The organism is Gabonia massiliensis, from assembly GCF_001403595.1.
GTDB classification, from domain to species: domain Bacteria; phylum Bacteroidota; class Bacteroidia; order Bacteroidales; family Coprobacteraceae; genus Coprobacter; species Coprobacter secundus.
This window is the reverse complement of the sequence record NZ_LN877940.1, coordinates 121,977-145,360: the sequence shown is the minus strand read 5'-3', so window position 1 is coordinate 145,360 and position 23,384 is coordinate 121,977. Positions and strand designations below refer to the sequence as shown.

10 protein-coding genes are annotated in these 23,384 nt (G+C 38.4%); 9 read left to right on the top strand and 1 reads right to left on the bottom strand.

The window, feature by feature from the left end:
* The 3 genes from BN2628_RS10705 to BN2628_RS10695 all read left to right on the top strand — a co-directional run.
* A partial coding sequence (locus BN2628_RS10705) for a TonB-dependent receptor plug domain-containing protein (protein ID WP_074024140.1) occupies nt 1-1,839 on the top strand: 1,839 nt, incomplete at its 5' end.
* 179 nt (nt 1,840-2,018) lie between these two features.
* Nucleotides 2,019-5,030 (top strand): tetratricopeptide repeat protein, encoded by a 3,012-nt coding sequence (locus tag BN2628_RS10700; RefSeq protein WP_052431654.1) that lies wholly within the window; start codon nt 2,019-2,021, stop codon nt 5,028-5,030.
* A gap of 14 nt (nt 5,031-5,044) precedes the next feature.
* Nucleotides 5,045-6,871 (top strand): porin family protein, encoded by a 1,827-nt coding sequence (locus BN2628_RS10695; RefSeq protein WP_044230921.1) that lies wholly within the window; start codon nt 5,045-5,047, stop codon nt 6,869-6,871.
* 10 nt (nt 6,872-6,881) lie between these two features.
* On the opposite strand, the gene BN2628_RS10690 is transcribed toward BN2628_RS10695, so the two are convergent.
* Nucleotides 6,882-7,862, bottom strand: coding sequence for a helix-turn-helix transcriptional regulator (locus tag BN2628_RS10690; protein ID WP_044230922.1), 981 nt, complete (start codon nt 7,860-7,862; stop codon nt 6,882-6,884).
* Between the two features lie 381 nt (nt 7,863-8,243).
* Here BN2628_RS10690 and BN2628_RS10685 point away from each other — a divergent pair, with 381 nt between their 5' ends.
* From BN2628_RS10685 to BN2628_RS10660, 6 genes are all read left to right on the top strand, one after another.
* A complete protein-coding gene (locus tag BN2628_RS10685) occupies nt 8,244-9,083 on the top strand; it encodes a helix-turn-helix domain-containing protein (protein WP_044230923.1) in 840 nt (279 codons plus the stop codon).
* Between the two features lie 53 nt (nt 9,084-9,136).
* Nucleotides 9,137-9,610, top strand: a complete 474-nt coding sequence (locus tag BN2628_RS10680) for a T9SS type A sorting domain-containing protein (RefSeq protein ID WP_044230924.1) — start codon at nt 9,137-9,139, stop codon at nt 9,608-9,610.
* Nucleotides 9,611-9,639: 29 nt separating this feature from the next.
* Complete coding sequence (locus tag BN2628_RS10675) at nt 9,640-11,955, top strand: Lcl C-terminal domain-containing protein (protein ID WP_052431653.1); 2,316 nt, start codon at nt 9,640-9,642, stop codon at nt 11,953-11,955.
* Between the two features lie 29 nt (nt 11,956-11,984).
* Nucleotides 11,985-21,608 carry a LamG-like jellyroll fold domain-containing protein gene (locus BN2628_RS10670; RefSeq protein WP_055097217.1) on the top strand — a complete coding sequence of 3,208 codons (9,624 nt, stop codon included), beginning with the start codon at nt 11,985-11,987 and terminating at the stop codon, nt 21,606-21,608.
* Nucleotides 21,609-21,671: 63 nt separating this feature from the next.
* The gene (locus BN2628_RS10665; RefSeq protein ID WP_154668465.1) at nt 21,672-22,094 is read left to right on the top strand and encodes a hypothetical protein; all 423 of its coding nucleotides are present in this window, start codon (nt 21,672-21,674) and stop codon (nt 22,092-22,094) included.
* A gap of 16 nt (nt 22,095-22,110) precedes the next feature.
* On the top strand, nt 22,111-23,352 hold the full coding sequence (locus tag BN2628_RS10660; protein ID WP_257606469.1) for an OmpA family protein: 1,242 nt from the start codon (nt 22,111-22,113) through the stop codon (nt 23,350-23,352).
* Nucleotides 23,353-23,384: the final 32 nt, after the last annotated feature.

Sequence of the window (23,384 nt, the reverse complement as noted above, 5' to 3'; positions counted from 1 at the left end):
GATGGCGTGGAGATACCTAATATTAATCATTTCAGTACACAAGGAGCTTCGGGAGGACCGATGGGAATTATTGATGCTGATTTTATTCGGGAAGTCAATTTTTATACCGGAGCATTTCCTACTAGTCGAGGAAATGCATTGAGTTCTGTACTCGATTTCAAATTGTTAGATGGAGATGCACGAAAATGTAGTGTAAAGGCTACAGTTGGAGCTTCAGAGGTTTCGTTGACTTCAAATGGACATATAGGTGATAAGACAACCTATTTGGTATCTGTTCGCCAGTCATATCTTCAGTTGTTATTCTCTATTCTCGATATGCCGTTTTTGCCCCGGTATACTGATGCTCAGTTCAAGATAAAAACTCGTTTTTCTCGGTATCATGAGTTGACGTTATTGGGATTGGGCGCGATAGATGATATGAGACTCAATAAAGATACTGACCCTGCAGATGAAGGAAAACAATATATATTGAATTATCTGCCTGTAATAAAACAGAATACGTATACATTAGGTGCTGTTTATAAACATTATGGCGGTCGGCATATACAAACGGTTGTCCTCAGCCATAGTTTTATGAATAATAAAAATACGAAATATTTGGATAATGATGAAAGCCGTCCAGAGAATCTGATATTGAGATATCGTTCAGATGAAGTAGAAAGCCATTTCCGTTTCGAAAATTTATCGACATTGAGATTGTTTAAAATTAATGCTGGTGTGAATCTCGATTATGCAATGTATCGTAATCGTACTTTGCAAAAAGCTTTTGCTCATAATCAGGCGACCGAGTATAACTATCGTACGGATATGGGGGTGTTTAAATGGGGGGTGTTTGGTACGGTTTCGTATGAAATGGATAATGGCCGGTTCTCTACCTCTTTGGGAATGAGATTGGATGCAAATAATTATTCTTCGCGAATGAATAATCCGTTGAAGCAATTTTCTCCGCGTTTATCGTTATCTTATAATTTGTGGGGAGACGTGTGGGTCAATGGAAGTATCGGCCGTTATTATCAATTACCAGCCTATACCACGATGGGATATAAAGAAAATAATGTCTTGGTAAATAAATATAATGGGTTGACGTACATTCGTTCTGATCAGGCAGTTGCCGGTTTGGAGTATCGTTTGGGTAGAGATGCCAGAGTCACTGTAGAAGGCTTTTATAAGAAATATGACCATGCACCCTTATCTCTTACCGATAGTATTCCTTTGGCTTGTAAAGGGACGGATTACGGGGCCTCGGGAAATGAAGCTGCAGCTTCGGTTTCGCAGGGTAGAGCATTCGGTATCGAAACGATGGTTCGATGGTTTGGCAGTAAACGTTTTAATATGTTGGCTTCTTATACTTTCTTCCGAAGTCAATTTAAAAGTCCGCTAACCGATCGTTACATTTCTTCTGCTTGGGATAACCGGCATTTGTTGACTTTATCAGGAACTTATAAATTGCCTAAGCATTGGGATGTAGGCTTGAAATTTCGTCTGATGGGAGGTGTGCCCTATACTCCTTATGACGAATATACATCATCGTTGGTAGATGCGTGGGATGCTACATCACGACCTTATTACGACTATGAGCGATATAATACCGGTAGATTGAAGACCTTTACGCAAGTTGACTTTCGTTTAGATAAGGTTTTCTATTTTAAGGGTGTAATGTTGGGGTTTTATATTGACTTACAAAACGTTTTAAATACAAAATATGATAATCCTCCAGTTTTGGTAAGTACGGGAAAAGAGTATACCGATGAGAATGGAGCCAAGCGTTATGAAATGAAATATATTGCCCAGCAAAGTGGTATTATATTACCAACGTTGGGTATTACAGTAGAGTTTTAGTCTATGTCTGTTCCAACTTTTATTTGGAAAGCATTTTATAAATAAGGTCTTTAGAAAGTATGGTAAATAATTTTATACTTAAAAGAAAGTTAATTATTTGAGATAGGGATAAAGTGCCCGTAAAGTTTTCTATTTTTGTTGGTTAAGAAATGTTTTTATATCAAAATCAGATGTATGTGATGAGAAAAAAGGCAATTATAATTTCCGGTTTGATCTGTTGTTCCTTGGTATGGAATGCTTTTTCACAGGTTTCATACCAGTCAAATTTACCAGAGAGTTGGTTTGAAAGAGGAAAACAGATGTTTGAAACCCGTAATTATGTGGGATGTATAGATCAGCTGACACATTTTAAAACTTTATCAAAAGATGTTTATTTGATACAGGAAGCTGATTTTATGCTTGCTGCTTCTGCTTACTATCGGAAAGATCCTCAGGCAGTACAAATGTTACAAAATTTTGTACGGAGGTATCCGGGTGCTGGCCAGATAGCTGAGGTAGAGTTTATGTCCGGGAACTATTATTTCTTTTCAAAAAAATATAGACAAGCCCTGAAATATTATAAAAAATTAAAGATAGAAGACCTTGTTCCTTCCGAACAAGAAAAATTCTTGTTTAGAACAGGTGTTTCTTATTTGAAAAATGGTCAGATAGTAGAGGCTAAACCTTGTTTTGTGGCATTATTAGCGGTTGGAAAAGATTATAAAGATGCTGCACAATTTTATGTGGCATATATACAATATACGGAGGGAAAATATGATGATGCACTCAAAGGATTTTTGCACGTGCAGGATTTTCCTGAATTTAGAACGCCCGCTTCGTATTATATAGCACAAATTCGTTTTTTTAATGGCCAGTATTTACAGGTAATACAGACGGGAGAAAACTTATTGTCAGAGAATCCGGATAATGAATTTAATACGGAATTATATCGTCTGTTGGGTGAAAGTTATTCTCATCAGGGAGATAATAGTAAGACAATTAATTATTTGACTAAATATGTAAATAGCACGAACTCTCCGTTGAGAAGCAGCTTATATACATTGGGTGTTGCTCAATACCGGGAGGGAAAGTATGCCGATGCTATAAAACAGTTGAGCCGGGTCACGGATAAGGAAGATGTATTGGCGCAAAGTGCTTATTTGTATTTGGGACAGAGTTATATTAAAATTGGAGATAAAAAAAATGCAGCTATATCCTTTGATATTGCTTCTCAGTATAATTTTGATCGACAGATACAGGAAACGGCTTTGTACAATTATGCTTTGACTATCCATGAGACTTCATTGTCTCCTTTTGGGGAATCAGTTACTGTTTTCGAAAAGTTTCTGAATATGTTTCCGGCATCGAGATATGCTGATCAGATAAATGATTATCTGGTGGAAGTATATTTCAATACTCGTAATTATCAAGCGGCTTTGACATCCATTAATAAAATAAAACAGCCTGATAATAAAATATTGAAAGCGAAACAGCGCATATATTTTCAGTTGGGAATAGAATATTTTACTAACTCGCAGATAGATAAGGCAATACAGAATTTTACTCAAGCTATTGTTTTGGGTAATTATGATCTTGAAATGAAAGCCCAGTCTTGTTTCTGGAGAGGAGAATGTCGTTATAGAAAAGGAGAATATGATAAAGCAGCTTCGGATTATCGGGCTTATCTCTCGACTACCGGACAAAAAGATAAAGATATATATGCTCTGGCACGGTATGATTTGGCATATGCTAATTTTAAACAACACAAATTTACTCAGGCATTGGATGAATTTCTCCGGTATGTATCCATACCTTCCGCTTCAGGAAATAAAGAAGTGCTGGCTGATGCATATAATCGTATAGGCGATTGTCATTATTATACACGAGAGTTTACTCAAGCTGAAGATGATTATTCTCAGGCGGTTTCTTTAGACCCTGCCGCTGGTGATTATGCTCTGTTCCAAAAGGCATTTATGGCCGGTTTGCAAAAAAAATATGAACAGAAGATTTCCGGTATGGATCGTTTGATGTCTGATTATCCTCGTTCTGAATATGTGGATGATGCTATTTTTGAAAAAGGATTGACATACCTGCAATTAAAAAACTCTGATGCTGCGATACAATCCTTTAATCAGGTAATTAGAGAGTTTCCTCAAAGTCCTATTGCTCGTAAATCCGGGATACAGTTGGGTATGATTTATTTCAATAATAACCAACTCGAACAGTCGATAATGGCGTATAAGACGGTTGTGTCGAATTATCCTGGTAGTGAAGAAGCCCGCATTGCAGTTGATGATTTGAAGTCTGTTTATTTGGAAAAGAATGACATCGGTTCTTATGCTTCATTTGTACAGTCGTTGAATGGGGCTGTTCCTTATCAGGTTTCTGAAATAGACTCGTTGACATATTTAGCTGCAGAACGGTCATTTATGAAAAAGCAGGATAAGTCATCATCAGAAAGTTTGATTAAGTATCTTCAAAGTTTTCCTGAGGGCGCATTTACTACGCAAGCCCATTATTATTTAGGTTTATATTATTTTGATAATAAGCAATATGAATATGCTTGGAAGGAGCTGACGGCAGTGCGTCAGCATAATGATAACCCGTTTGAAGAAGATGCTGTAGCAAAGATGGCTGAGATTAAATACCTAACTCAGGAGTACGCGGAAGCTCTTGATTTATATAAGACTTTAGAAGGAAAAGCAACATCAGGAGATAATCGGTTGGCTGCCAGACTGGGGGCAATGAGGAGTGCACAATACATTAAAAACTACACGGAAATTATTGTTGCTGCTGATAATTTGCTTTCAGACACGAAGTTGTCACCTGAGTTAGTTAATGAAGCACGTTTTGCACGGGCAATGGCGCATTTGCAGAATGGACAGGCTATAAATGCCGTTCCGGATTTGCAGTTATTATCAAAAGACCCTCGTACCGTTTATGGTGCGGAAGCATCTTATCGGCTGGCCCAATATTATTTTGATAATGGAGATTTGAAGAATGCCGAGCATCTTATCAATGAGATGATAGAAACCGGTACGCCTCATCAGTATTGGCTGGCTCGGGAGTTTATTTTATTAGCGGATATAAATATCGGCCGGAAAGACAATTTTCAGGCAAAACAGTATCTGTTAAGTTTGAAAAATAATTACAATGCAAATGATGATATTGCAGAAATGATAGAACAGCGGTTAAAACAAATCGGTCAGTAGGAAAAAATATAGTTATGAAAAAAAGAAAATTATATACGGTCGCGTTATTGTTTATATCTATTGCGGCTTTTGCACAGAAAGAGGAAAACAATGCTCTGAATCGGGAAATGATAATTGAGAAAGACTTTACGCCTATTGTTCGGGATGCTTCTAAAATAAATATATTGCCGGGAGTAGAAACTCCCAGTATTCGGAAAACAAGCATTCTTTATTCTGATTGGACTGTGCCCGTAACTACTCCCTCTGTGTTACAGATATTACCGGCTGCTGTATATGATACAGGTTCTCCCTTTTATCGTAAAAGGGGATATGCCGATTTATCTTTAGGAAATTATTTGAATGCATCGGCTTCAGTAGGTTATCGTATTTTAGATAATGAAAAAAATAGGCTGAATTTTTGGTATCAGCACCTTTCGACTCATGGGAAGGTTAAATATTTAGATACCGATGATAAGGTAAAACAAAAAAGGAATGACAATCTTTTACATGTGGGATATAAACATCGTTTCAACAACTTGATTTGGACACTGAATGGAGATTACCGTTTTAATGCATTTAATTATTATGGGAGGGAATACCTTCCTTTCTTGGGAGATGTTGTTGATGCTCCGATTGTCGATAAAAATGAAATGCAACAAATACAGCAGTTCAGTATAAGTACGGGATTCGGATCTCCAAGAGAACAAGATAGAGAGTTGTATTATTTATTGTCGGTCGGGTATCACAGATATTCTAACCGCTTAGGGTTGTATTATGGAGAAAAAGGAAATAATGAAAATCATATTGATACACGTTTCAAGTTATTGGCTCCGGTGACGGCAAATCAACGTATCGGAATAGATGGAAGTATGGATAATCTGATATTTGATAATCGTAATTCAGCTGATTATAGAAATCTGGACCAGGATAATTTTACGATGATTACTTTGAATCCATATTATAGTTTGGATAAGGACCGGTTAAAATTTCGATTGGGAGCTGTTGCCAATGTTTCTTTCAATGATGGAACAATCGTTCGTTTTGCCCCGGATATTCGTATCGATTGGGAATTTACCGAGCATTTTTTCTTGTATAGTAGTATCTTGGGGGGGAAGGAGTTGAATACTTTTACCTCTTTGTCGAAAGGTAATATATATGTCGACCCGTCTACTTTGCCATATAATTCATATACTCCGGCAGATTGGACTATCGGTCTTAAGTCAAATGTTTTGAATTGTTTTACTTTTGATTTGTTTGGAGGAGTTAAATATACACAAGATGCGCTGTTTGATTATCGTTATTTGGGCATGAAATTCGATGTAGAGAGTGGAGACATTATAAAAACAGTAGATTGGATGACCCGTCCGGTTGTCAATTATGCTAATTTAGATGCTTTTGCGTGGAATGCCGGTGCACGGGTAAAATATAAGTTTGATGATATATTGAATGCCTCTTTAGAATGGAAGCATGAGATTCGGAAGGCCGATATATATGGTGGGAAAAAAAATGTTGTGAAAACGAATCGTCCGACAGATGCATTGAATGCACAAGTTGAAGTGAAAGTTTTACCTCAATTGGCGCTCCATGCCAATTATTTTATGGGATTAGGTCGAGGAACGATACTTTCATTCAATACTTTTGCCGGTACGGGTTTAGAATTGTTGCCATATGTTCCTACGGTAAATGAAACAGGAAAGCTGAGTGATATTCATGATTTGGGAGTAGGAGCGGTTTATCAAATAAATGATGCTGTACATCTGCGTGTGCGATTTGATAATATTCTTAATCGTAAATATGATATTTATTATGGTATGCCGGCTCAGGGATTCCATTTTATGGCTGGTGTTGGAGTCAATTTTTAAAAGGGCACAGTTAGTTTTTGCGTGTTATTTTTATTAAACTATCTTTTAGATTCTCATCTTTCTTTAAGTTCAGTTTGCTTCGTATATGGCTACGTGTACTGGTAACATTGGAAATTGATTTCCCCGTTATGGCACTTATTTCGGGGATATTCTTATCGGCCAATATCAATTCACAAATTTCCAATTCTGAAGGTGTAAGAGATTGTGTATATTTTTTTAGTCGGGAAGTATCACGTTCTTTTTGCCGCATCATTATTTTGATGTTATTTTCTATTTTTTCTCGGGCTTCTTTTCCGAAGAGTTGTAATAGTTCATCGGTTTGAGAAAGGGATAGTTCTTTCTCCTTCATTATTTTTATAAATTGTAAGAGCTGTTCTTTGTTCATATTCAGTAGAGCAAGTACGGTCTCTTGTTCCATTTTGTATTGTATGTTTTCTTTTTGCATTGCCGATACGCCTTTGGCCATACGTTTACTCATGATGGAGACGACAATAAATGCGATGAATAAAGGTGGGCCGAGCTTAATAAGAATGCTGTTGTTACTTATGTATATACAATAGAGATACGTAATTGTGGTAATTGCCGTAATAATAAAGGGCAAAAATCTGATGTAGGTAACTATCGTAACTATTAGCAACATTCCGATCAATGTGATATTTGCAAATATCAAGGATATAGCAAAAGTCGTATTGTTATATGCCATGATAATAATCTCTGTCGATATTTCTAATTGTATCAGCAGAGATAAAGTAGTAATGGCCCACGTTGTTGAAATTTTTTTGAAATAAAATAGACCCAATAAAATGAATATGCTCAGGGCATGTAACCCATTTAATAGAGTGAATAAGTCTTTTTCGTTTTCAAGACCGATACCCGTTATGAAAAATAGTATGATTCCAATCAAATATCCGATAGATATATAAAGAAAAGTATATTTGCGCTGAACTTCTATAATTGATTCTTTTCCTTTTGTATATGTGTCTTTTTGCATAGTCTTCTGAATAGAGTATTTATATGCAAAAATATTAAAATATTTTTATATTAAAAAAAGTAAATTTGTATATTATAGATTATTAGATTTCTTTATTGATATATTTCAGTATTTGTATTTTCGCTTATTGACATAATTCAGTATAAATATTTCTTTTAACCATTATTTAAATCTTGTGAACTTATTGATTTTGCTTAATTTTACACAGTTTTATTGTTGAAATATCGTCTTTATCAAGTAGAGCCAGCTTCCTTTTTGTATTCATGTCATTTATATATAAATAATTTAATTGAACTAAATATATAATTAAAAAAAAACTATATATATAATCGTATTTTGGGGGCAGTATTTATTTTTGTTTGGAATCATTAATATAATATAATGGTCGATAGAAACATGTGTGGGGCTGAAAGACTACGTCTTTTTTCGAGTAAGGAATTGAAGGCGGGGGAATCTTTGTCATTTGTGGATAAAGATTCTCTCCTATTCTTTGTTTTGTCTGGGGAGGTGGTTGTCGTTGCACATAATGCCGATTGTAAGCGTATTAGGTGTAACCAGTTCGCGTTTATTTGTCCTAAATATATATATGCCGGGAAAGTTATTGAAGATGCTCGAATATTGACGATAGATATATTTCCATCTTTGCAGGTTCATGGACTTTATCCTTTGGATTCATTACGAGGGGAGTGTTCTCATATTAAATATCGCTTCCAGATATATGAAATGGGGCATGTTTTTGAGCTGTTTTTGAACTATGTATATTCTTGTCTTGAATATGACATTGTCTGTAATTCTTTTGATGAGTGGAAATTGGGAGAGTTGTTTTTGCTTTTGCAAAAGTGCTATACTCAGATGGAACTGGCAAGTTTATTTTATCCTATAGTAAGTAAGACTTTTGATTTTAAAACTTTTGTTTTATCAAATTATAGGCGTGTAAAATCGGTAAATGAGTTTGCTGCTTTGGCTCATTGTAGTTTATCCACATTCAAAAGACGTTTTATAGAGGAAATGCATGAAGTTCCGGGAAAATGGCTTACAGACAAAAAGATGGTTGATATTTTAGATGAACTAAAAAACGAGAATAAATCTTTTGTAGAATTATCCGAGGATTTTCATTTTTCATCGAGGGCCCATTTTTCGACATTTTGTAAGAAGCATTTTGGAAAAACACCGCAAATGTTACGAGCTGAACTTAGAGCCAATTATAAATATATAAAATAGTATTTTATTTTTCAGAAACAGCAAACTAAAAACTAAATATTAATTCCATTTATATGAAGAGATGTATACTGCTTATTTTTATTATTTGCCATGGTATATTGCAAATAAGTGCACAAAATAGTGTAAATGCTTCCGGAGGGAGTGTATCCGTTTCGTCCGGTTTTGTTAGTTTTTCGGTAGGGCAACCATTTTTTGTATCCCATATAACTTCGGGAGGATCGATTATTCCTGGGATACAGCAAGTATATGAGATTTCTACGGTAGGAGCCGATCTTTTTCCTGTGGTTTCGTTGAATGTCTACCCTAATCCTGTTATTGATTATCTAATCTTGTCTTTAGGAGTTGTATATGATATGGCGGACTATACGGCTATGCTTATCGATATAAAGGGCAACCTTTTACAAAATTATAGAATAACAGAGTCTGAGACTCGCATACAGATGTCATCTTTGCCTGCCGGAAATTATTTTCTGCGGGTTGAAAAAGATGGACGAGTTTTGAAAACATTTAAAATCCTGAAAAAATAAAATTAACATAAACCAATTTAAATGCACGAATGAAAACATCTAAGAAAATCTTGGCTGTATTCTTATGGCTTGCCATCGCTTTTTCGGTAAGGGCGCAAGCTCCCGATTTGATGAGTTATCAGGCTGTCATTAGGAATACATCTAACAATCTGGTTGTCAATAAGACAGTTGGTGTGAAAATCAGTATTCTGAAGGGCGGAGTAAACGGAACGCCGGTCTATGTAGAGATGCATACAGTACAGACTAATGTCAATGGTATGGTTAGTCTGTATATTGGAAACGGGCAGGTATCTCAGGGAGTTTTTTCTGCTATAGACTGGTCTTCGGGGTTGTTTTTTATTAAAACGGAAACCGACCCGAATGGCGGTAGCAATTATGTAATCAGCGGGACCAGTCAGTTGTTGAGTGTCCCTTATGCTTTGTATGCAAAAAGCGCGGGTAACAGTTTTGACGGGGATTATAATAAGTTGACCAATGCTCCGGTTTTGTCGCAAGTAGCAACGACGGGAAGTTATAATGACCTTACGGACTTGCCGGAGAAGCAACAATTGAGTATAAATGGTAATACGATATCTTTGACCGAAGGAGGGTCTGTTCAGCTGCCGGTTAGTTTTGATGGAGATTTTAATAATCTTGTGAATCTTCCCGAATTTAAAACGGTGGCGACGACCGGAAGGTATTCTGACTTGACGGGAATTCCCGAAAAACAAACGCTAAGTATAAAAGATGGGAGTTTGGTAATCTCCGGAGGGGAATATCTTGCCATAGACCCTGAATTTTTTAAATTGCCGGAAGGATTTAGCGGGAAATACTCCGACTTGTCGGGTGTCCCGGGCAAGCAGAAGCTCGCAATAAAAGATGGTAAACTCGTGTTGGAGGGGAAAGAAGACGAATTCGGATTATTGGAGTTGGATGCTGAATTTTCGGCATTGCCGGAAGGTTTCAGTGGTAAGTATGATGAATTGCTCAACAAACCTGTTAAGCAAAAATTAAGTATAAAAGAAAATAAGTTGGTGCTTGAAGGCGGAAATGGGGAGAATGCCGAGACGCTTTTGGAGTTGGGAGAATCGGTGGAATTACCGTCGAATTCGTTTAGCGGAGACTATAACGATTTGCAGAATAAACCTACGGGAAATAGCGAGGGCGATATTTTGTATTGGGCAAATAATTCATGGACGATTTTGCCTATCGGACAAGAGGGACAGGTGCTGAGTGTCGCTAATGGAAAACTGACATGGATAGAACCTTCTTATGCCAATACTTCGGCTTCGACGTATAAAGTCGGGGATATCTATTATAATAGAAGCGGAATGCCTGAGGGGGTGGTTATCGAAGTCTCTTCGGTGGGTCGTTACGGTAAAATCATTTCTTTGAAAGAAATTGAGAATAGAGCTTGGAGTACAGTATATGAATCGGCAAATGTTACGAATGATACCGATGGAGCGGAGAATATGAGCACGATAAAGAGGCTTTCGGATTGGAGAACGAAATATCCGGCATTTGCAAGTGTAGCAGATGAGGGAGAACAGTGGTATCTGCCCGCTAAAAATGAATGGGCGACTGTTTTTGAGAATAAAAATCAGATAAACAGTCAGTTGTCGATGGCAGGAGGACAGCCTCTGAACGGTAATTTTTATTGGTCTTCTACTGAGAGTCTTCGGGAGAACGATGATAATGAACGGGCGTATGCGACCGGAATCGCAATGAACAGTTATACGATAACTCCGAGCGGAAAAGATCCGATACAGGTTCTTGCCGGAGACGTCTTCGAAGATGATAAAAAAGCTGAAGGTCGGGTACGGGGAATACGCAGGTTGTCTTGGTCGGAAACGACCAGCAAACCGATAGCCGGAGAGACTTATGCGGTCGGAGACCTTTATTATAAAGAGGGCGATAAGGAAAGTCCGATAGGTGTGGTGTATGCAGTGACTGATGGAGGGCGGCACGGCAAGGTCATATCGCTTGATGAAACAGACTTGGTATGGAGTACCGAGAATGTGTCGGTGGGTGCTACCGACAATGATGATGGAAGCGTGAATTCTGCCGCAATTGCAAAAATAGAAGAAAATAAAACGAAATATCCTGCCAATGCATGGTGTGTCGCCAAGGGGCAGGGATGGTATATGCCTTCAATAAATGAAATGACCGCTGTTAACGGGGTTTTGTTTTTGTTGAATGTGACATTACAGGAAAAGGGAACTCCGATAGAAGCCGATGGCCGGTATTGGAGCTCTACGGAAGTCGATGCGGATAACAGTTATGTTTTTGTCAATTCGTCACTACCATCTACTTCTAATGTTGCGAAGTCGACATCGGCAAAAGTAAGAGCTGTGTATGTGTTTTGAAATCGAGATTAATTTTAAAGTGAAATAGGATGAGTATTTATTTAGACAAAATGAAGAAAAAAACGGGCTCTGTCTGTGATTTCAGGGGTCGCCCGGTGGGAAAGATCTTTATATTAGTGCTTCTTTTCCTGAGTTTCGGAATACAGTATGTATCGGCGGCACATAATTGGCCGAACGAAGTAGGAGATGGTATTACTACGAGTTGGCATCCGGATGGGGGGTACATTTATTTGAAAATACCGGTTTGGGATGATGGTGGTTCGGATATTTTAACCTATAATGCCGGATTTTCACCAAAATCGGGTTGGCTCGATTTGCAGTTGGGAACATCTACTTATCGTATTTATTGTGATGATGGTAATGGTAAAGGAGATAATCCATCATTGTCTCGTTCTAATGGGGATGAAAAAGCTGAAAAGGTAGGTACTCCAAGAAGTGGCGATGTTCGGTATATAGAGATTAAGTGGTATATAAAAAACTCTCAATTAAATAGAGAGGTGAGCATGTCTTTTAACGGATCGTGGTGGAATGATGGCGTTACGGCTGATCAGGATATTAACGGTTATACGGTAAAAGTTACTACTACGGCAGAAATGCCAAAGTTAACGCTTACCTCTCCTGAATTCTCGCAAAGTGGAGACAAACCACAAGTATCTATAAAATGGAACAGAAGCGGAGGTACGAGCTCAATACAAGGAAAAGGTGATATAAAATTGAGAAAAGATTCATCTACCGGAGAAGTTATTGCAACGCAGTCGGCATCAAGCTCTTCGGGAACTTTTATACTGAATGCTTCAGATATAGATTTAAGCAAGGAAAATAAATATGTGGTTACGCAGGAATTTTCAGTGCAAAATATTTCTCTTTCGTCTACCAGTAATACGGTGACATTGGATGCTTATCCTCAGGCTTCGAAAATAGAGGCTTCTTTTGACGAGTCGAGCCGGCAGATAAATGTTACCTGGTCGGTGCCCGGGACTGCCAGTTCGAATTATGTAAAAGATAATTTTATTTTGGAATATACATATACGTTGAATGGTAAGCCGTCGGAGACGGAAAAAGCGCTTATACCCTATGAATTTGGCAAGACGTCTTATTCGTATGCTATAGATGTACCCGAAAATTCGACGGGTCAGTATAGTTTTTTCCTAATTCGCGAAAAGACAAAAGATAAAGAGGCATGGAACACGACGTATGGGAAAAGTATAGAAAAACTGGAAGTAAACACGATACACCTGACCGTGACCGATGCGCATACGGTACTGTTGGAAAACGGTAAGGCTTTGATTTATTGGAGCACTTCAGGGCAGAATTGGAGTAGCGGCAGTAAGTTCGTTCTTACCCGGCAAAATATCACTTTAAATACGGTTGAGGATATAGAAATGCCGAAGGGAGAGATGTTTAATAAACCGTTGGAGAGTGAATTTACTTCACCGGAGGAATATGGCCGTTATCAAGAATACTTTGCCGGAGATGACCGGGGGGCATATATCGACGATATGTTGCAACTTTGTAATGAGTACCGGTATAAGCTTCAGGTAAAACCGAATACAAATACATATAGTCCTTTGTCGGCCGTTTATACGCCCGAAACGTTTATTCCGAGAGATCAGGGTGATTTAAAATCGGAGATGAGTGCGTCGAAAGGTTATTTTACCGACCGGGTAGAAATTTCGTGGTCGACAGAAGGCCCGGCTTTCGATAACTTCTCAGTTCGTCGTAGATTGTATAATCCAAATTATCAAGATGATAGTTCGTTTGAACAGATAGCTTCTGTATCCGGTGCTGCTACACAGTCGTTCTATTCGGTAGAGGATAAAAATTGTGTACCGGGTGTTATCTATGAATATAAAGTAGTGGGATTATCGAAATGTGCCAATGAAACGATAGAGAGTCTCACTCAGCCACAGGCTATCGGTTTCAGATCTCCGACCGGACAAATCATCGGACGGGTGACATTTGAAGACGGTCAGGCTGTCGAAGGAGTAGACGTACAAGTGAGCAGCCGGGAAGACATCGGCGGGCAGAGCGTGGAATTTGAAGGTACAGCGGATTCTTATTTAGAAACTGATAATATATTGGCTCAGACCGGACTTCCGTATACGATTCAAGCTTATGTGAAGCCGGATATGGATAATGCGACTGGTATTATTTTGAAAAAAGGGAATTATGAAGTCGGTCTTGAGTCTGGAATTCCCTATTTTAAAGTTTCTCAAGATACTAAAGTTGCTACAGTAAAAGCTGATGAGAAGTTAGGAATCGGAAGATTTTCTCATATATCAGCAGTCTATCGACAAGAAAATGGTAAAGATAGTTTGTACTTGTATCTTTGTCGGGCAAATAAAGCCGGAATAGATACGATGTTGGTATATAAATCCGATGCAACCTCTTTATCAGTTTCTGTTCAGGAGGGCAAGGCAGAAATCGGAAAAGGTTTTGCTGGATATATCGATGAAGTACGTGTATGGGATACAGCATTGACAGAGGAGGAAATTTCAGATAATTATAATCGGTTATTGGCAGGCAATGAAAATAAGCTGCAGGCATATTGGCGTTTTAACGAATCTGTTGTTTCTGAGTTTTATGATTTGTCTTATCACGGTACTCAGTACAATGAAAACCATGGAAAGATATATGATGCCCGACTCAATGCAGATGTCGTGCCTGAGCCTGAACAACTGTCTTTCAGGGGAGTTACCGATAAGAGCGGTAATTACCGGATTATAGGTATCCCGTATTCGGGAGATGGTACGGAATATACATTGACACCCTATTATGGGACGCACCAGTTCTCACCGGGAGAAAAAACCATTGTAATCGGACAGTCTTCATCGATGTTCAATATCGACTTTACCGATCAGTCTTCTTTTGATTTGTCTGGTATTGTTTATTATAATAATAGTACGATTCCGGTAGAAGGCGTGATGTTCTATATTGACGGAAAAGTTGCATCGAAGAGTAATGGAGAGATAATTACCAGTGATGAAAAAGGTGTATTCGCAATACAGGTTCCGGTCGGTCAGCATGAAGTGAAAGCTGCCAAACAAAACCATACATTTGTAAATGAAGGTAAATTGCAAAATTCTTATGGAGCCGGTCTTGACTATCAAGATAATATGGCGGATGTCCGTTTTTGGGATGCTACTCGAGTACGTCTTATCGGCCGTATTGCCGGAGGTGCTGTTCAAGATACCATACCTCTTGGACATTCCTTGTCAAAAAATAATCTGGGGGAGAAAATTGCTCTTACTTTGAAATTGAATGATGACAGTAAAGGCAAGATTTTTTATTACAAAGATGATAATACAGAGGAGGAACGTACTGAAGAAGAGGTTACTGTAACACATCTTCATCCCGAACATGTAAATACGGTAAAATCGGATGCTACTTCTATTGTAATTACCCCCGATTTGGAGACTGGAGAGTTTGTTGCCGACCTTATTCCTGAACAATATAAAATTGCCAATATCTCGGTTACAGGATATTCTGATCTAAAAGATGAAAATCTGCTCGACCTTACCAGTGCATTCAATGAGCAAGAGGTTATTTATGCTCCTGAGACGGAAGGTGATGAAATTGTTAAGGAAGATACCGTGAAATATAATGAGATATATAAATATATACATCGAGTACAGCCTACTGTGACTCTTAGCCAGGTAAACGGACAAGGTAAGACTTATTTCGGTAGTCCCAATTATAAGGTTATGAATCTGGCTGGAGATATGGAATTGATATCTCTGTATGATGAGGACTCAGGAAAGTACTTGATGGGCAAACCTGTGTTTGAGAAGGGAAAGACGTATAAAATCAAAGTGGATGCTTATGAGGAATATCCATTCTACCGGGAACCGGCAAGTGGTAGTGGAGATCCGGTAGCATCGTCTTATGATAAGGTCCCAGTTAGGGGTGGTAGTGTCAATATCTCTAATGGTTTTGCTGGAATAACGAAGCAAGCCTATGTGCTTGATAGCGAAGGTTCTGTTACGGTTTCTTGCCAGACTGTAGAGCCAAGTTTGACTAATATCGAGAAAAAGATTGAAGCTAGTTTTGATTATAATAGCAATGTTATTACTGCTACGCCTATTGAAGGATACCATATCGGAGGTGTGATGGCCGGAGGTAAAAGCTTTATTACACAAGGCCCTACTGAGGCATTGATGGTATTACGAGACCCTCCCGGTTCGTTGAGTTATGCTTATGCAGAAGAAGGTACAGTTATTTCTAACAGGTCTACTGTTACTTCAGGAAAAGTAAGTGATACGAATATGCAGGATGATGTATTATTAGGTTTCGAATTGACTACCAGTGTTGGTGTAGGTGTAGAGACGGAAACAATAACGGAGAGCGAGAATTCTTTGGGGGTTGTTGTTTCCACGAAAGCCGATGAGTCCGAGTCGAATTCAACAGTTGAGTCTACCGCATTAAGTACGAGATTCCAGACCAGTGATGACCCTATGTATGTTGGTCGAAATGGAGACTTGATTGTAGCACACTCTACCAATATCAGTTACGGTATAGAAAATCTGTTGAGTATCCGCCCTATAGGACCTAATGCCGGTACTGACATAAAAGTTACTGAAGGTGATTATTGTATATCGTCTAAAGAGGCCCTTTCGGTAGGTAAAAAATTCGGTACGCTTTTGGTATATCCGCAAGCATTTATTGAGGGTACATTGATGTCGAATATTATCAATATAAGAGATAATATTTTACTTGATAAAGGAACTACTGATACATATGCTAAGCAGCTTGCCAATGAAAAGAACGAACCGGTGTATATCTCGAAAATCGATCGGGAGAGTGAAGATTTTGGAAAGACCAATACGGATGCTTCTACGTTTGATGGAGATAGTTATAAAGTTATTTTCCCGGATGGGTATGATACATCAATGGCAAAAGATACAATTGCAGCTTTGAATATTTCAATTGATTCTTGGATACAAATATTGGCCGATAACGAACAGGATAAGATTGAAGCTGTTGCATATAAGAATTTCTCTTTCCAAGCTGGTGCCGGGGTGGAACATTCCGAAGAGTTTATAGTATCAAAAGAAAAGGTTAAATCATCTGTATTTACTGTTGGTGCCGGAGTAGCGACAGAATTAGGAATGAAAGTAAACGGTTTCGGTGTTAAAATGACATTGAATGAGATGACTGAGGAATCATCTGGAAACGAAGAAGGTTCTACAGAAGAACAAGTCAAAAAAATAGGTTTTGTTTTGGCTGAAGAGGGTGATGATGATTACCTTAGTGTAGATGTTCGCAAAGAACAAGGGGTATCTTCCGGTACAAATTTCGTATATTATGTGCAGGGCGGAGCTACGGCTTGTCCATATGAAGGTGAAGAGTGGACTCAATATTATGAGCCTGGACAACATAAGTTGAGTGAAGGAACATTACGTATCGAAGTACCTAAAATAGAGGCAAATGTAACGACTGTTTCGAATGTTCCGTCTGATAAAGCTGCGGTATTTAAATTATTGTTGAGTAATGATTCTGAGGCTCAGGAAGATGTAATTTATACATTAAAGATGGATGATGCATCTAATAAGACAGGAGCAAAGTTTACTATCGATGGTGTACCTTTGAGTACCGGGCGGGATTTTATTGTTCCTTTTGGAGAAATTTTGGAAAAAACACTTGAGGTACGGATGGGCGAGGTATATGATTATGAGGGTCTGAATCTAATTTTGGCTTCTCAATGTCAGTATGATCCGACAAACGGACTTTTTGAAGATATAGCTGATTCTGTTTCTTTATCTGTTCATTTTATTCCTGCCAGTACTGAAGTGAATATTAAGTCTCCGGGGAATAATTGGGTCTTGAATTTAAATTCTCCTCAATTGACTGATGGAACTTATTATTTACCGATAACAGTGGATGGTTTTGATGTGAATTTCCGTAATTTCCACCATATTGCTGTACAGTTCAAACCATCCTCGTCTTCTGATTCTGATTGGCAGAATATCAAAACATTCTATGCTGATGAAGAGTTGTACAATCAAGCACAGGAATCATCGAAAGCGATGATAGAGGGCTCTACCGTAACATGTAATTTTGTAGGTACACTTGACCAGAATTATGATATCCGTGCGGTAAGTTATTGTTCTTTAGGTAATGATTTTGTGACTGCGGAATCTCAAGTGGTAAGTGGAGTTCGGGATTTGGTTTTGCCTAAATTGTTTGGAAACCCAAAACCGGCCAGTGGAATTTTAGGTATTGAAGATGAAATTCGTGTAGACTTCAACGAAGCTCTTGCTGAAGGATATTTTACGAATGCCAACTTTGAAGTGACCGCTGTGAAAAACGGTTCGAATGGAGACCATAATGTATCTGTAGACCTGAATGGGGAGACTGATTATTTGACGACAGAGTTCGATAAAAATATGTCGGGTAAGAGTATGACGATGGAGTTGTGGGTAAAACCTGATGACTTGAATCGTGCAGGGACCCTGTTTACTCAAGGGAATACTCCTGAGATATTTGAAGTAAGCTTTACTGCCGATAAACGTATCGAAGTACAATTAGGTACGGTAAAATATCAATCGGACGCTTTGTCCATGTCTGCCGGACAATGGGCGCATGTTGCCGTTGTATATGATAATGCCGGAAGTAACTTGAAAGCATATTATAATTATGAGTTGGTGATAAATCAAGATAATGTACCGGCTTATAACGGTATTGGAAAAATAGAGTATGGCCGTAATGTGAATGGAACGAACTATTTTGCCGGATGTATGCATGAAGCGCGTTTCTGGGACGAAGCATATACAATTGCAGATATTAAGTCGAGAAGCCTTTCTATATTGTCGGGCATGGAATCTTCATTGGTTGCCTATTTCCCGATGGATGAGGGCAAAGGTACATTGGTAGAAGATAAAGCCCGTGGCAACAATGCAACGATGTATGGTAATTGGAGTACACCTGATGGTAAAGCCGTACAATTTGGCGGTACTACGGGGATGGTTGTTGTCAATAGTTCGGAAATTCCCGTGAAAGATGACAAAGACTTTACGTTGGAATTCTGGTTCCGTACAGATGCATCGACTAAGGCAGATGCCGCATTGGTTAATAATGGAAAAGCTGACGGTAATGAGCGTGGCGAAAAAGGAAATAAGTTCTTTGTAGGATTTGAGAATAGCCAGCTTATATTCCGGACAAATGGTTATAAAGAAGTTGTAAATGGTTCGTATATGGATCAGAAGTGGCATCATTTTGCTGTTTCTGTAAACAGGAACTCTGGTAATGCTCAAATCTTTATGGATGGAGAGTTGAAAAACTATTTCAGGAGTGACAGTGTCGGAGCGATATCGGGAACAGAAATTTATTTGGGTGGATGTTCTTGGGGAGATGCACAAATACCGGATGTAAATCATAAAGATTATTTCTTTTCGGGACAAATCGACGAGTTCCGGATGTGGAACAGTGCTTTGACTCAGTCGATTATCAGCCGTAATACCAATAGGAAGATGGACGGTGATGAAATGGGACTTATAGCTTACTATCCGTTTGAGAAATATATTGTGAATACAGCCAATATTCAGGAGCTTATTTATACTCTTGAAGATCAGACTGACGGGAAACATACAGCCGTAGCAGAAGGGAATGTTGCTGAAACGAATGAAAGAGCTCCACTGAAATCAAAGGGACCGGAACAAAGTGTGAAATATAGCTTTGTAACGAGTGGCAGTGCTATTATTATCAATTTGGAAGAAGCTCCTGAAGTATTGGAGAAAACGATTGTAAATGTGGCATTGAGAGATGTTCGTGACTTGAATGGTAATATTGATCCTACTGTTTACCGTTGGAGTGCGTATATAGACCGTAACCAGTTGAAATGGGGAGAAAGTGAAGTCTCTATCGATAAGATGCAGTATGAAGAATATGAATTCGTTGTTCCTTTGAACAACATAGGTGGTAGTGTCAAGAACTTTACTATCGAAGGTTTACCAAGCTGGCTCATTGCAGACCCGATGAGTGGAGAAATAGACCCGAAAGGAACCCAGAAAATTACGTTCACTATAGATGAAGGAACCAATGTCGGTACATATGAAGAGGTTATTTATGCTCGAGGGGAAAATAATGTTACCGAACCATTGCCTCTTTCTTTGAAAGTAAATGGAGAAAAACCGGAATGGAGTGTAAATCCGGCCGATTATAGATATAATATGTCGGTATTTGGTAAAATGCGTTTCAATACAGTGTTCTCTACCGATAAGGAAGACATGCTGGCTGCATTCCAAAATGGAAAATGTATTGGAGTTGCTAATAATAGTTATGATCGTGATCATGATATGTGGTACACATTCTTAACTGTTTATAACAATGAAAAACAAGCTGATAATATCGAATTCCGTATGTGGGATGCAAGTACAGGTAAGATTTATTTGGCAACGCCGACTCCGGAAAGAACCATAACGTTTATAAACGATGGAGTGGTCGGAACGGCAAAAGAACCGATTGTGTTTGACGGTAAGGAGATATTCTTCCAGAATATTAGTTTAGTTGAGGGATGGAACTGGATTTCATTTAATCTGGCAAATTCTAATCTTTCGGATGTGTCGGCTACATTGATGAATGGAAATTGGACGAAATCAGATATTGTGAAGAGTAGAGATTTCTTTGATTCTTATTCGTCGTCAAAAGGATGGACAGGTTCATTGACTAAAAATGGAGGATTTGATAACGTATCACTCTTTATGTTACATTCTTCCAGTGACCAGTTATTAAGTACAGATGGTTCTGCTGTGGACACTAAGACAACTCCGATAACTGTACAAGGTAATCGCTGGAATTATATCGGTTATCTCCCTTCTGCAAATATTACAGTGAAGGAAGCATTGGCCGGATATGATGCAAAAGAAGGAGATATACTGAAATCTCAAAGCCAATTTGCAATGTATTCAGGTACAGGTTGGATAGGTAATTTGAAATATATGGAACAGAATAAGGGGTATATGCTTATGCGTACGGCTTCAAATGATGTAACCTTTACTTATCCGTCTACATCAGGAACGTTGTCAAATAGAAATACCTTATTGAAACGGTCGATGACTCGTAGTATGGTATCGGATGTAACGTATAGCAATAATGATTATGCCGAGAACATGAGTATCGTTGCTGTTTCTGACCAAATGGAACCGGGAGATAAGATCTTGGCTTACGTAGATGGTTCATTGAGAGGTGTAAGCGATGCTGTGGATATGGGTGAGAAACAGCTGAACTTTATATCTGTCGCTGGTGAAAATAGAGATAGAGATGTCAGCTTCGAATTAGAAAGAAATGGAGATGTGATAGCTCGTGCAAAAACGACATTCTCTTATCAGGCAAATGCTGTTTTGGGTACACTTGCTCAACCGGTAGAACTTGACTTTAGTACTCCGAAAGATAATATTTCAGTTTATCCGAATCCTTTTATTGATAAGTTGAATATACATGTAGTGGCTCAGTCGGGTGATATCATTGAAATTGCCGTGTATGATGTTCTGGGTCGTTTGATAATGAAACGTGCTCAGGAAACTGTGACCGGTAACTTCTTCCATACGACTTGGAATGGAATAGTAGAAGGTAACTCGACTTCTGCTCTGGGTATTTATCTGGTTCATGTAACCCTCAATGGAGAAACTTCGGTATATAAAGTAGAGAAACAATAATTAAAAAAAAGTATGTTTCTACCTCTTCAAAAAAAGAGGTAGAAACTGCTTAATAGTTTGAATATGAAAAATTTAATAAAATATTTTACGTTCTTGTTGTTAGCTGTTTGTATGGGCAGTTGTCAGAAAGATGAGATGTATACGGAATTTCCTGCACCGGTTTGGCAGGTTGATGATGCAAAATATTCGGTAAATATGACTGCCGTAGTAGTGTTACCTAACAATCTGTTACCTTATTTTAACGAAAATGACCAAGTTGCAGCATTTATAAATGATGAATGTCGCGGAGTGGGAATACTTGTCGATAATGCATTTTTTGTGACGATAAAAGGGACTCCCGAGGAGATTTCAAATGTATCGTTCCGGTATTATAGTACGCAAAATAAATATATGTATACGACAGATTCCTTTTTGCCTTTTGAGCAGGATGCTGTATATGGTACGGTCGATGCTCCGGAAGTGCTATCCCTGAATATAGTTCAATAATATGATAAAAATAGTTATGAAAAAGATAAATAAATATATTCTTTCCGGTGCATTATGCACCTTGTGCATATCTAATGGTTTTGCTCGTGCTGAAGGAAATGCAGAGCCGATGGATATTCGTTCGAATTGGTATATTGAAATTGGCGCCGGTGCTCAACTGCTTTTTTCTGCGGATGCATCGAAACTTGATTTTGGAAAACGTATTACTCCATCGCTTTCTCTTACGGGAGGAAAATGGTTTTCGCCTTATTGGGGTACAAGATTTCAGATTCAGGGTTATGGGTTCAATGGAAATAGCACGACAGACGGGATATACTTGAATGACCCTTTGAATGGTGGATTGATTTATGGTCCTAATGACCCGGTCAGAAATGAGAGTGTTATTCGTCCGGATGGGAGCTATCGCCATTATTTGCGTTATATGAATATGCACCTCGATTTTCAGGTAAGTTTGGCAAATTTGGTAGGGGGATATAAACCGGAGAGAAAATGGGATATTATTCCGGCTGTAGGACTTGGCTATGCCCATGCTTTTTCTTATAAAGGGGCTCCGAAAGTAAATGCCGTTTCTACCAATTTTTCTTTGATGGGAAAATATAAATTACCCAAAGGGTTCGATTTGAATCTGGAAGTCCAGAGCTCTTTGTTTCCCGACCAGTTTGATGGGCGTATTACCGGAGGAATGTATGAAAGTAATTGTGCAGTTACTTTGGGGGTAACTTATAATTTTGAAAATAGAGGATTCAATATAGCAGGACGTAAGGCACGTAAGCCCAGACATTCTACAAGGAAATCAAGACGTGTCAGCTATGTACAGATTATCAATCCAGAGGCAGCCATGAGAACTGTGGAAGTGGTTAAAACGGTGAATGATACAGTTTACAAGGAGGTGAAAGTAAGAGAAGAAGTTCCAATGAAAGCAAATGAGCCGCTTATGTTGGGGTCTATTCTTTTCGATATAAATAAGACTGTACCGGTACGTGGACAAGAAATTACGTTTGTGAATATTGTAAAGTTTTTGGATGAAAATCCCAAAGCAAAACTCCATTTGACAGGGTATGCTGACCAGCAAACTGGAACACCGGAGTACAATTTACGTCTTTCGACAAAACGTGGTGCTGCGGTTAAAGATATTTTGGTTGAGAAATATGGTATTGACCGTAAACGAGTAGAAGTTCAGGGAGTAGGTACAGATGCACAACCTTATGAACAGAATGAATGGAACAGGGTAGTTATTGTAACAGCAATACATAAATAAGACGAGATAAAACCCAAAAATAACAATGCCTG

Coding starts and splice junctions, on each gene's coding strand:
- BN2628_RS10690 (WP_044230922.1), bottom strand. CDS start 7,862: ATGCAAAAAGACACATATACAAAAGGAAAAGAATCAATTATAGAAGTT.
- BN2628_RS10685 (WP_044230923.1), top strand. CDS start 8,244: ATGGTCGATAGAAACATGTGTGGGGCTGAAAGACTACGTCTTTTTTCG.
- BN2628_RS10680 (WP_044230924.1), top strand. CDS start 9,137: ATGAAGAGATGTATACTGCTTATTTTTATTATTTGCCATGGTATATTG.
- BN2628_RS10695 (WP_044230921.1), top strand. CDS start 5,045: ATGAAAAAAAGAAAATTATATACGGTCGCGTTATTGTTTATATCTATT.
- BN2628_RS10665 (WP_154668465.1), top strand. CDS start 21,672: ATGAAAAATTTAATAAAATATTTTACGTTCTTGTTGTTAGCTGTTTGT.
- BN2628_RS10700 (WP_052431654.1), top strand. CDS start 2,019: ATGAGAAAAAAGGCAATTATAATTTCCGGTTTGATCTGTTGTTCCTTG.
- BN2628_RS10675 (WP_052431653.1), top strand. CDS start 9,640: ATGAAAACATCTAAGAAAATCTTGGCTGTATTCTTATGGCTTGCCATC.
- BN2628_RS10670 (WP_055097217.1), top strand. CDS start 11,985: ATGAGTATTTATTTAGACAAAATGAAGAAAAAAACGGGCTCTGTCTGT.
- BN2628_RS10660 (WP_257606469.1), top strand. CDS start 22,111: ATGAAAAAGATAAATAAATATATTCTTTCCGGTGCATTATGCACCTTG.